Here is a 9,098-nt window from a genome sequence, read left to right on the forward strand (position 1 = left end):
GCCCGCCCCGGCGACCTGGTCACCGTCGCCGTCACCTATGGCGCCCCGCACCACCTGATCGCGGATGCCGCGCTCGCCGGCGGGCCGTATGCCGTGCGCCGCACCCCCGGCGGCGACGCCTGGGCCGCCCTCAACGCCGGCGAACGCCGTGGAGCCCCGAGCGTCAAGCCACCGGTGTCACTCGGTATGCCGTCGCTCGGGGCCCCGTCCCGCGTCACCCAGCAGGGGTGCTCGGTTTAACCCTCGTCTCAAGCGAAGCGCGGGTCCTCGCCGGTCGGATTGCCCTCGTCGTCCAGCCCTCGGTTGTTGTCCGCGGAGGCAACGTCGTCACGGGTGTCGTCCCATTCCGGCGTCGGCCGGTCCAGGTCGTCCATGGCGCCACTGTCCCGGTCGGTGAGGTCGTCGACCCGGTCACGCACCGCGTCGCCTGCATCGTCTGCCTTCTCCTTGGTGGCATCCCACGCGTCGTCAGCGGCGTCACCGGCATCCCGGGCAGCGTCGCCGACGGCATCCTTCGCGTCGCCGAAGGCGTCCTTGCCGTCGTCCGCGAGGTCGTCGGCTTTGTCTTTCATGTCATCCAGCATGCCCATCGGATCACTCCTCGGTGTCGGTCCTGGGCGCCATTGCCCAGGTCACGAGTAGACCAACCACATGCTGCCGGTGGGGGATTGGCGCCCGGTCAACTGCTCCGGGTCACGAAAATTGTCGTGGGCGCCGCGGACTGATTCAGTCCGCGACGCCCACGCAAGGGTCTGGAGGTCTACTCGCCGATCATGTCGTCGGCCTTCTGGCCGGCGGCGTCGATCTGGTCGCCGTACTTGCCACCCGTCGCACCGTCCGCAGCCTCACTGGCCTTCGCGATGCCCTGGTCGCTCAGTTCTTCGACCTTGTCCTCATGACCATGAACGAGGTCTTCGACCTTGCCCTTGATGTCATCAAACATGCCCATAAGCGTCCTCCTTGTCTCGGGGAGCAGCGCCGGTTGACGCTTCGGTAACGAACACTACTCCGCAGCCTGAAAATGTGCTGGGGCCCGACTGTGGCGCGGCTGCGAATGTCCGGGACGGCCGCCGGCATACGAGAGAATGTCGCGTATGCCCGTTCGTCCCATCGTGATCACCGGCGAACCGGTGCTCCACAAACGCGCCCTCCTGGTCACCGATTTCGGCGCCGATCTGCAGACCCTGATCGACGACATGTTCGAGACCCAAACGGCATCCCATGGTGTCGGTCTCGCCGCGCCGCAGATCGGCGTGAGCCTGCGCATCTTCACCTGGCACCTGGACAACGAGGACGGTGTGCCACCGCTCGGTGTCATCGTCAACCCGTATGTCCGTGCCACCCGTCCCGCGGACGGCAAGCCCGATCCCGACAACGAGTCCGAGGGGTGCTTGTCGGTGCCGGGTCTGCATTACGCGCTGCGCCGGGGCGAGCGCGCCGAGGTGACCGGATTCGACCGGGAGGGAAACGAGATCGCTTTCACGGCGACCGGGTGGTTCGCGCGGTGCATGCAGCACGAGTACGACCACCTCAACGGCTTCCTCTATGTCGACCGGCTCGATGACAAGCTGCAGAAGAAGGCCCGCAAGACCATCCGCGAAAAGGGTTGGGGCGCACCGGGACAGACCTGGATGCCCGGTGTGGACGAGGATCCGTTTGGCCACTGAGCCCACGCCGATCGTCGCGGTGGTGGGGGCGACAGCGACCGGCAAATCAGCCCTGGCTCTCGAGCTCGCCGAGCGGCTGGGCGGCGAGATCGTCAACGCAGACGCGATGCAGCTGTATCGCGGCATGGACATCGGGACGGCCAAACTGCCGGTGGGGGAGCGCCGCGGCATACGGCACTATCAGCTGGACGTGCTGGACGTGCGCGATGAGGCGAGTGTCGCGGTCTACCAACGGGATTCGCGGGTAGATCTGGACGCGATCGCGGCGCGGAGGCTCGTGCCGGTGCTCGTGGGCGGATCGGGGCTCTATGTGCGGGCCGCGCTCGATGCGCTGGATATCCCGCCGACCGCCCCGGCCGTGCGCGCCCGTTGGGAGGCGTATGCCGCGGAGCACGGAGTTGCGGCCGCTCACCGGCGCTTGTCGAAGGTGGATCCGGTTGCCGCGCAGCACATTCTGCCGACGAACGCACGGCGGGTCGTCCGGGCGCTCGAGGTCAACGAACTCACGGGTGCGCCCTTCATCGCCGCGCTGCCCGAGCGGGTGTATCGCCGCGCCACGATGGTGATCGGGCTCCGGCTCGACCGCACGGTGCTCGATGAGCGGATCGGCCGGCGCACCGAGCAGATGTGGGCCGACGGGCTGGTCGACGAGGTGGCCGGCTTGGTGGGCGAGGGTTTGCGCGCGGGCCGCACGGCGCGGAAAGCAATCGGCTACAGCCAGGCCCTGGCTCAACTCGACGGCGAGCTGACCGCGGCAGAGGCGATTGCCGCGACCACTATGGCGACGCGGCGCTTCGTGCGCCGCCAGGAAAGTTGGTTCCGCCCCGATGCCCGGATCACCTGGCTCGATGCGAGCACCCCCGACCTGCTCGACCAGGCACTGGCCGTCGTCGCGGCCGCAAACTAGCCCCGGCTCTTCCGCCTCGGCGTTTCCGGGACCAGCGGTGCCAGCGCGCCACCTCGCCGGCTCCCCGAGGCGTCTAGGTCGCGTTCGTGGGTAAGGGACAATGGACGTATGCCTGCGAGCGTGCGGTTCACCAAGGGTCACGGCACCCGCAACGATTTCGTCCTGCTCGATGACCGAGAGGGCACCTTCGCCCTGACCGCCCAACTAGCCGCCAAGCTCGCCGACCGGCGCTCGGGCATCGGCGGCGACGGTGTCATCCGGGTGGCACCGACCCGGCTCGCGACCGACCCCGACGTGCGCGCCCAGGCCGATCGGGCCGAATGGTTCATGGACTACCGCAATGCCGACGGCAGCATCGCCGAGATGTGTGGCAACGGCGTGCGCGTCTTCGCCGCGTATCTGCGCCGCGAGGGCCTCGCCCCCGAGAGCGGCTTCGGCGTCGCGACCCGTTCGGGCGTCAAGCAGATCACCTTCGACGGCGAGACCGTCGTCGTCGACATGGGAGCCTGGCGGCTGACCGACCCCGAGCATGCAGCCGACGGTATGGACTCTCTTGTCCACCTCGAGGGCCACGAGCCCTTCTCCGCTCTGCGCCTTGACCTGGGCAACCCCCACACCGTTGCTGCCGTGCCGCCCACGGTGCAGCTCGACGCGCTCAACCTGACCGAGGCGCCCGACGTCAAACCCCCTGCGCCGCAAGGCACCAACGTCGAATTCGTCCAACCGCTCGCCCGTGGCCATGTGCGCATGCGGGTGCACGAGCGCGGCGTCGGCGAGACCGAATCCTGTGGCACGGGCGTCTGCGCGGCCGCGATCGCCACCCACCTGTGGGCCGGCGGCGACGATCAGGACGGCACCTGGCTGGTCGACGTGCCCGGCGGCCGCCTGCGCGTGCGCCTCCTTCCGGACAACCACGTCGAACTCGCCGGCCCCGCGGTCCTCGTCGCCGACGGCACCATCACTCTCGAGGGCTGATCCGCAGGACGCGAAAGCCCTTCTCGGTGGCGTAGCGATCCACGGCATACGCCGGGAAGGTCTCGGCGAGCCAGCGCTGCAGCGAGTCCGCTCCCAGTTGCTTCGCCACCACCAGGTATGCCGTGCCCCCCTCGCGCAACCGCGGCAGCCAGGTGCGCAGCAGGTCGTGCAATGCGGCCTTGCCGATGCGGATGGGTGGGTTGGACCAGATCAGGTCGAAGCGTACTTCGTCGGGCACCGACGAGGCCGTCCCCGCGCGCACGCCGGAGAGGCCGAGCCCAAGAGCGTTGCGCCGCAACAGATCCAGTGCGCGCTCGTTGACGTCCACGGCCCATACCTGCGCCTCCGGGGCGAGCAGGGCCAGCGTCAACGCCAGCGGCCCCCAGCCGCAGCCCAGGTCCAGGAACTCCCCGGCCGCCGGCGGTTTCGGCACCTCACGCAACAGCACCGCAGTCCCGCGGTCGATGCCGTCGGGGCTGAAGATCCCTGACGCCACTGTCACCTCGCGCTCGGCGCCCGCCAACTCGACGGTGATCCGCCGCTGCTTCTCCGCGGTCGCCGGCTCGGCCGAAAAGTAGTGCTCTGTCATCACTGCTCGACGTCGTCGTCGACCCAGTTCAGGGTCCGCTCGACGGCCTTCGCCCACCCGCGCAGCAGCCGATCGCGATCAGCAGTCGCCATCCGCGGCGACCACCGCTTCGACTCCTGCCAGTTCGCCAGGATGTCACCGGTACTCGACCAGTAGCCCACCGCCAGCCCAGCCGCGTAGGCCGCGCCCAGCGCCGTCGTCTCGGCCACCACCGGCCGGATCACCTCGACACCGAGCAGGTCGGCCTGGAACTGCATGAGCGTGTCATTGGCCGTCATGCCGCCATCGACCTTCAGCTCGGTCAAGTCGACGCCGGAGTCGGCGTTCATCGCCTGCAAAACGTCATAGGTCTGAAATGCCGTGGACTCCAAGGCCGCTCGCGCGATGTGGCCCTTGTCCACGAAGCGTGTCAGGCCCACGATCGCTCCGCGGGCATCGGGGCGCCAGTAGGGCGCGAACAACCCGGAGAAGGCCGGCACGAAGTAGGCACCGCCGTTGTCGGCGACGCCCAGCGCCAAAGTCTCGACATCGGGCGCTGACCCGATGATGCCGAGGTTGTCACGAAGCCATTGGACCAACGACCCGGTGACCGCGATCGAGCCCTCCAGCGCATAGACCGCCGGCTCGTCGCCGAGCCGGTAGCAGACCGTCGTGAGCAGCCCGTTACGGGATGGGACGATCTCGGTGCCGGTGTTCAGCAGCATGAAATTGCCTGTGCCATAAGTGTTCTTGGCCATTCCGCGCGTGAGGCAGCCCTGCCCGAAGGTCGCCGCCTGCTGATCGCCGAGGATGCCGGCGACCGGCACATCAGCCAGCAGCCCCGACCCCGGCTGACACACTCCGTAGACCTCGCTCGAGCTGCGGATCTCGGGCAGCATCGCCATCGGCAGCCCGATGGCCGCGCACAGGTCCGAATCCCATTGCAGCGTCTCGAGATCCATCAGCAGCGTCCGGCTCGCGTTGGTGACATCAGTGATGTGCAGACCACCGTCCACGCCGCCGGTGAGATTCCAGATCAGCCACGTGTCCATGGTGCCGAAGAGCAACTCGCCGGCTTCGGCCCGCTCCCGCGCCCCCTCGACCGAATCGAGCAGCCAGCGTGCCTTGGGCCCGGCGAAATAGGTGGCGAGGGGCAGGCCGGTGCGGGCGGCATACCGGTTCGGTCCCTCGTCGCCGGCGAGCTCCTGCACCAGCCGTCCGGTCCGGGTGTCCTGCCAGACAATGGCGTTCGCGATCGGCTGCCCAGTGGCGCGGTCCCAGACGATTGTCGTCTCGCGTTGATTGGTGATCCCGACCGCCGCGACCGAACCGCGGTTGACATTGGCCTTGCCCAGCACGCCGCCGACGACCTCGCGCGTGTTGTCCCAGATCTCGATGCCGTCGTGTTCGACCCACCCGGCGCGGGGCAGGATCTGCCGGTGCTCGCGCTGGTCGACGGCGACTATCGTCCCGGCCGCGTCGAAGAGCATCGCCCGCGTGCTCGTCGTCCCCTGGTCGATCGCCAGGACGTATGTGCGCTTGCTCACCGGACACTCCTTCTCAACCTCAGCACGCCCGCTGTCACGGTAATCACGTCGGCCACCGTTCGTGGGCACCCTAGCCCGCTGGGGACAATGGCCGTATGACGACCCCACCCCGTCTCGATCCCGGCTACCGGGCCAAGGCCTGGCGCCGCCTGGGCGAACGTGAGTTCGACGTCCTGGTCATCGGCGGCGGCATCACTGGCGCCGGTGCTGCCCTGGACGCAGCGACCCGCGGCCTCTCGGTCGCTCTGGTGGAGCAGCGCGACCTCGCGTCGGGCACGTCCTCACGGTCGAGCAAGCTCATGCACGGCGGCTTGCGCTATCTGGAGAAGATGGACTTCGGGCTGGTCCGCGAGGCCCTGAAGGAACGCGAACTCGCGCTGACCCGCCTGGCGCCCCACCTGGTCAAGCCGGTGCCCTTCCTCTATCCCCTGACCCACCGCATGTGGGAGCGGCCCTATGTCACGGCTGGGTTGACGCTCTACGACAATATGGGCGGCGCTCGCTCGGTGCCGGGCCACCGGCAACTGACCCGCAACGGCACCCAACGGCTGGTGCCCGCGCTGCGCAAGGACGGGCATACGGGCGCCTTGCTGTACTACGACGCGCAGATGGACGACGCGCGACACACGCTGACCGTCGCGCGCACGGCCGCGGCCTACGGCGCGATCGTGATGACGTCGACGCGGGTGACCGAGTTGGACCGGGCCGGCGAACGCATCGTCGGTGCTGAGGTCGAGGACCTCGAGACCGGCAACCGCACCGGCGTCAGGGCCAGTGTCGTCATCAACTGCACCGGCGTGTGGACCGACGACATCCAGACCCTCGCGGGTGGCCGCGGCCGCTTCAATGTGCGGGCTTCGAAGGGCGTGCACATCGTCGTCGCGCGCGACCGGATCAACTCCGAGGTCGGGCTGATCCTGCGCACGCCGAGTTCAGTGCTCTTCGTGATCCCGTGGGGCACGCACTGGATCATCGGCACCACTGACACCGACTGGAATCTCGACCTCGCGCACCCTGCGGCTAGCAAGGCAGACATCGATTACCTTCTCGCGCATGTGAATTCGGCGCTCACCAACCCGATCACCCATGACGACATCCAGGGTGTCTATGCCGGTCTGCGGCCGCTGTTGTCGGGCGAGGACGAGCAAACCTCGCAGCTTTCCCGCGAGCACGCGGTGGCGCGCCCACAGCCGGGCCTGATCTCGATCGCGGGCGGCAAATACACGACCTATCGGGTCATGGCGGCCGACGCCATCGACGCGGCACGCGAAGATATCGGCCCCGGTGTCGCGGACAGCGTCACCGAACACATCCCGCTGCTCGGCGCCGACGGCTACCCGGCGCTGATGAACCAGCTCGATCGCCTCTCACGCAAACACGACCTGCCCGTATGGCGGCTGACCCACCTCCTTGGTCGCTACGGCTCGCTCGTGCACGAGCTCTTCGACCTGCTCGCGGCCGACCCATCACTTGCTGAGCCGCTGCCGGGGGCAGAGGAATACCTCAAGGTCGAGATCGTCTACGGCGCGACCCATGAGGGCGCCTTGCACTTGGACGACCTGCTCGCCCGTCGCACGCGCATCTCGATCGAGACACCGAGTCGTGGCGTGGATTCGGCGCAGGCGGCGGCCGACCTCGTGGCGCCGGTCCTGGGCTGGGACGCGGCCCGGGTCGCCCGCGAGGTCGACCTCTATCGCGGCCGGGTCGAGGCGGAACGCGAGAGCCAGCAGGCCCCGGACGATCAGGAGGCCAACGCCGAGCGAACCTCCGCCCGCGACGCCCGGATCTGGGCCGACGCCGACGGCTGAGCAGCGCCTGACGAGGATTGGTCCGGAATCTCGGTGGCTCTTGCCTGCGTGTTCATGAGAACCTGGACGCCATATGAGTGAGGCACACAGGGATTCCCCGACCACCCCGGTCGCCGACGAGCGCGATCTTTTCGGCCGGCGGGCGAGTGCGCTGGCGAGCACGGCATACGAGGTCGATGACCGCGACGGCGATCAGTTCGATCGCGAGGAACGGACGGCGCTGCGGCGGGTTCAGGGCCTGTCGACTGAACTGCAGGACGTCACCGAAGTCGAGTACCGCCAGTTGCGGCTCGAGCGCGTTGTCCTCGCCGGGGTTTGGACCGAGGGCACGGCGGAGGACGCCGAGAACTCGCTGCGCGAGTTGGCGGCTCTCGCCGAGACGGCGGGCTCGACGGTGCTCGCGGGGCTGATGCAGCGCCGTCAGCGACCGGACCCGGGCACGTGGCTGGGCTCGGGCAAGGCCCTCGAACTGCGCGACGTCGTGATCGCCGAGGGTGCTGACACGGTGGTGTGCGACTCCGAGCTGGCGCCCTCGCAGCGGCGCGGTCTGGAGGACATCGTCAAGGTCAAGGTCATCGACCGCACCGCACTGATCCTGGATATCTTTGCCCAGCACGCCAAGTCGCGCGAGGGCAAGGCGCAGGTCGAGTTGGCCCAGTTGCAGTACCTCCTCCCGCGACTGCGCGGTTGGGGTGAGTCGATGTCCCGGCAGGCGGGTGGCCGGGTCGCGGGTGGTGAGGGTATCGGCTCGCGCGGCCCCGGCGAGACCAAGATCGAGCTTGACCGGCGCCGGATCAACTCGCGAATCGCCAAGCTGCGCAGGGAAATCCGCGAGATGAAGACGCATCGCGACACCAAGCGCCACTCGCGCAAGGCGCACGGCACGCCGAGCGTGGCCATCGCCGGCTACACCAACGCCGGCAAGTCCTCGCTGCTCAACCGGCTCACCGGGGCGGGCGTGCTCGTCGAGAACCAGCTCTTCGCCACCCTGGACACCACCGTACGACGGGCGCAGACATCCGATGGCCGTGAGTTCACCCTGACCGACACCGTCGGTTTCGTGCGGCAGTTGCCCCACGAGTTGATCGACGCCTTCCGTTCGACCCTGGAGGAGGTCGCCGACGCCGACCTGCTGCTGCATGTGGTCGACGGGTCGCATCCCGATCCGGAGGGCCAGATCAGCGCCGTGCGAGCGGTGCTCGCCGATGTCGATGCCGCGGATGTCAAAGAGATCATCGTCGTCAACAAGGCCGATATCGCCGACCCCGAGGTGATCGACCGGATCCTGCGGCACGAGAAGCACGCCATCGCCGTCTCCGCCCACACCGGTGCCGGGATCGAGGAACTCATCGTGCTGGTTGCAGATGAATTGCCGCGCCCGCGGATCGCGGTCGACGCCCTCGTGCCGTATGACCGCGGTGACCTGCTCTCGCGCATCCACGAGTCCGGCGAGTTGCTGGGCAGCGATCACACTGCCGACGGCACCCGGCTCCAGGCCTATGTCAACGCCGACCTGGCCGCCGAGCTAGCCCGCTTTGCCGTGCCCGCCGGGCAGGAGCTACCGATCGGCCGCTGAACCGGCCTTTCGACGGGGCTGAACCGGCCTTTCGACGGGGCTGAACCGGC

Annotated in this window: 9 protein-coding genes and 1 pseudogene; 6 read left to right on the forward strand and 4 right to left on the reverse strand. The window is 68.6% G+C overall.

Translation table 11 applies throughout. The features are described from left to right. Positions 1-240: pseudogene (locus PKH97_RS10200) on the forward strand (tRNA (N6-isopentenyl adenosine(37)-C2)-methylthiotransferase MiaB); the annotation flags it as partial. Between the two features lie 8 nt (positions 241-248). Here the strand turns inward: PKH97_RS10200 and PKH97_RS10205 are convergent. Both PKH97_RS10205 and PKH97_RS10210 read right to left on the reverse strand, forming a co-directional pair. After that, a complete protein-coding gene (locus tag PKH97_RS10205) occupies positions 249-590 on the reverse strand; it encodes a hypothetical protein (RefSeq protein ID WP_324387301.1) in 342 nt (113 codons plus the stop codon). A gap of 170 nt (positions 591-760) precedes the next feature. Beyond that, complete coding sequence (locus PKH97_RS10210; protein ID WP_324387302.1) at positions 761-949, reverse strand: antitoxin; 189 nt, start codon at positions 947-949, stop codon at positions 761-763. 145 nt (positions 950-1,094) lie between these two features. Between PKH97_RS10210 and def the strand changes: the two genes are divergently transcribed. The 3 genes from def (at position 1,095) to dapF (ending at position 3,549) form a co-directional block, all read left to right on the forward strand. Beyond that, a complete protein-coding gene (gene def / locus PKH97_RS10215; RefSeq protein WP_324387303.1) occupies positions 1,095-1,667 on the forward strand; it encodes a peptide deformylase in 573 nt (190 codons plus the stop codon). Continuing rightward, positions 1,657-2,574, forward strand: coding sequence for a tRNA (adenosine(37)-N6)-dimethylallyltransferase MiaA (gene miaA / locus PKH97_RS10220; RefSeq protein ID WP_324387304.1), 918 nt, complete (start codon positions 1,657-1,659; stop codon positions 2,572-2,574). Before def ends, miaA begins: the two co-directional genes overlap by 11 nt. 108 nt (positions 2,575-2,682) lie before the next feature. Beyond that, positions 2,683-3,549, forward strand: coding sequence for a diaminopimelate epimerase (gene dapF, locus PKH97_RS10225; RefSeq protein WP_324387305.1), 867 nt, complete (start codon positions 2,683-2,685; stop codon positions 3,547-3,549). On the opposite strand, the gene PKH97_RS10230 is transcribed toward dapF, so the two are convergent. Further along, complete coding sequence (locus tag PKH97_RS10230; RefSeq protein WP_324387306.1) at positions 3,533-4,138, reverse strand: methyltransferase; 606 nt, start codon at positions 4,136-4,138, stop codon at positions 3,533-3,535. The genes dapF and PKH97_RS10230 overlap by 17 nt on opposite strands. Next, on the reverse strand, positions 4,138-5,664 hold the full coding sequence (gene glpK, locus PKH97_RS10235) for a glycerol kinase GlpK (RefSeq protein WP_324387307.1): 1,527 nt from the start codon (positions 5,662-5,664) through the stop codon (positions 4,138-4,140). The genes PKH97_RS10230 and glpK overlap by 1 nt, the downstream gene beginning before the upstream one ends. Positions 5,665-5,759: 95 nt before the next feature. Here glpK and PKH97_RS10240 point away from each other — a divergent pair, with 95 nt between their 5' ends. Continuing rightward, positions 5,760-7,472 (forward strand): glycerol-3-phosphate dehydrogenase/oxidase, encoded by a 1,713-nt coding sequence (locus tag PKH97_RS10240; RefSeq protein WP_324387308.1) that lies wholly within the window; start codon positions 5,760-5,762, stop codon positions 7,470-7,472. 73 nt (positions 7,473-7,545) lie between these two features. Next, a complete protein-coding gene (hflX, locus tag PKH97_RS10245; RefSeq protein ID WP_324387309.1) occupies positions 7,546-9,048 on the forward strand; it encodes a GTPase HflX in 1,503 nt (500 codons plus the stop codon). Positions 9,049-9,098: the final 50 nt, after the last annotated feature.

This window comes from Nostocoides sp. (genome assembly GCF_035343835.1).
Classification (GTDB): Bacteria; Actinomycetota; Actinomycetes; order Actinomycetales; family Dermatophilaceae; genus Nostocoides_A; species Nostocoides_A vanveenii.

Bases quoted from the DNA above. Each gene is read 5' to 3' on its own strand.
- PKH97_RS10210 (WP_324387302.1), bottom strand. From the start codon at position 949: ATGGGCATGTTTGATGACATCAAGGGCAAGGTCGAAGACCTCGTTCAT.
- PKH97_RS10230 (WP_324387306.1), bottom strand. From the start codon at position 4,138: ATGACAGAGCACTACTTTTCGGCCGAGCCGGCGACCGCGGAGAAGCAG.
- dapF (WP_324387305.1), top strand. From the start codon at position 2,683: ATGCCTGCGAGCGTGCGGTTCACCAAGGGTCACGGCACCCGCAACGAT.
- def (WP_324387303.1), top strand. From the start codon at position 1,095: ATGCCCGTTCGTCCCATCGTGATCACCGGCGAACCGGTGCTCCACAAA.
- PKH97_RS10240 (WP_324387308.1), top strand. From the start codon at position 5,760: ATGACGACCCCACCCCGTCTCGATCCCGGCTACCGGGCCAAGGCCTGG.
- PKH97_RS10205 (WP_324387301.1), bottom strand. From the start codon at position 590: ATGGGCATGCTGGATGACATGAAAGACAAAGCCGACGACCTCGCGGAC.
- hflX (WP_324387309.1), top strand. From the start codon at position 7,546: ATGAGTGAGGCACACAGGGATTCCCCGACCACCCCGGTCGCCGACGAG.